This is a genomic window from Phocaeicola sp. RTP21198st1_B8_RTP21198_201120 (assembly GCF_040929485.1).
GTDB lineage: Bacteria > Bacteroidota > Bacteroidia > Bacteroidales > Bacteroidaceae > Phocaeicola > Phocaeicola dorei.
Genome location: NZ_JBCOCI010000281.1, coordinates 1 through 1,651, shown reverse-complemented (window position 1 = coordinate 1,651; position 1,651 = coordinate 1). Strand labels below are relative to the sequence as shown.

The 1,651-nt window shown below is 42.2% G+C and carries 1 protein-coding gene and 1 pseudogene; both read left to right on the top strand.

Features of this window, described 5'->3' with window-relative positions; translation table 11 throughout:
* Positions 1 to 909: pectinesterase family protein (locus tag AB5935_RS25435; RefSeq protein WP_368327808.1), on the top strand; the 909-nt coding region annotated here is incomplete at its 5' end.
* 93 nt (positions 910 to 1,002) lie between these two features.
* Positions 1,003 to 1,651, top strand: a pseudogene (locus tag AB5935_RS25430) (pectate lyase); the annotation flags it as partial.

Below are 1,651 nucleotides of genomic sequence, written 5' to 3'. Positions count from 1 at the left end.
GTAGTGTTGATTGAAGCCACAGATTTTTATGCTGAAAACATTTCAATCATCAATCTTTATGGTGCATTCTCAAATCGTCACACTGGTGGTTTAGGTAAAAACGGACAGGCAGAAGCCTTGATAAACCATGAAGACCGCTTTGCTTTGAATAATTGTTTGCTTGTCTCCTATCAGGATACAGGGTGGACCCGTTATTGGAACAATACAACCCCTCATCGTGCATACGTTTATAACTCATGGATTGAAGGTCATACAGATTATATCTGGGGAAGTGGCGATGTACTTATCGAAAACAGTACATTCTATAATACAGGCAATGACGGTGGTAGCGTTATAACTGCTTCGCGTACCAGTGAAAGCGATAAATACGGATATGTTATAAAAGATTGTACGGTAAACGGTGATGATACAAAATTCTCATTCGGACGTTCCCAAGCCACAACCACGAAAACTGTCTGGATCAACACCAAGTTGAAAATGGATATTATAGATTCACACTGGGGATATGGTGGACAAGTACCTACACTATATGCTGAATATAACACTATCGACAAGAATGGAAATATGATTGCGGAAAGTAAAACAATCACCTCCGGAAACGTTTCCTTCACTAGTTCAGTGCTAACAGCATCCGAAGCTGCTAAATATACATATGAGAATATAATAACTATTGACAGCTGGAACCCGAAAGAGTATATGGAAACTCCCCTTGCAGCACCTACCAATGTCAATCTGTCGGGAAACACTCTGACATGGGATGCAGTATCCGGTGCTGCCGGTTACCTCATCTTTATGAATGGCAACTATGCAGGGCAAACTACAGACACTACCGTTACACTGACCAACACTGACGAAAGCAATATTTATACAGTGAAAACTGTAAGCCAGTACGGTACAGTAAGCGAATAAAACCAATAAGATTTAATAAAGAGTTCTTTGTCACATCATCAGCAAATATAATGTATGAGACAAAGAACTCTATTTTTTTAAAAGATAATTTGTATGCTCAAATCTATTAAAATGGGATTATTGTGCTTCTGTGTAATCAACCTATCGGTTGCTTGCAGCAGCGAAGACCCAAGTATCACTGATGAAACACCGGGACAGAATACCGGTAACGGTGGTAATGAGAACGAAGGTGGTGAAGAAGAGACACCTGCCGAAACGCGTTATGCCTTTCCGGGTGCTTACGGTGCAGGTCGTTATACTACCGGCGGAGCAGGCGGAGAAGTGTATACAGTAACTTCGCTTGAAGACAACGATAACACAACACAAGGGACACTACGCTACGCATTAAATCGCACGGGAAAGCGCACGATCGTATTTGCGGTAAGCGGATTGATAGAACTGAAAAGCCCCTTGAAGATAACCAACGGAGATGTAACGATTGCCGGCCAGAGTGCACCGGGTAACGGTATTTGCCTGAAAGGACATCCCGTATCCGTACAGGCAGACAACGTAATCATCCGTTTCATGCGTTTCCGCATGGGATCGGACAACTTTACAACAGAAGCAGAAGCCGACAGTGGTGATGCACTGTGGGGAAAGCAACATAAAAATATTATCATTGACCATTGTTCGATGAGTTGGAGCACTGATGAATGTGCTTCTTTCTACGATAACACTAACTTTACCATGCAATGGTGTATCA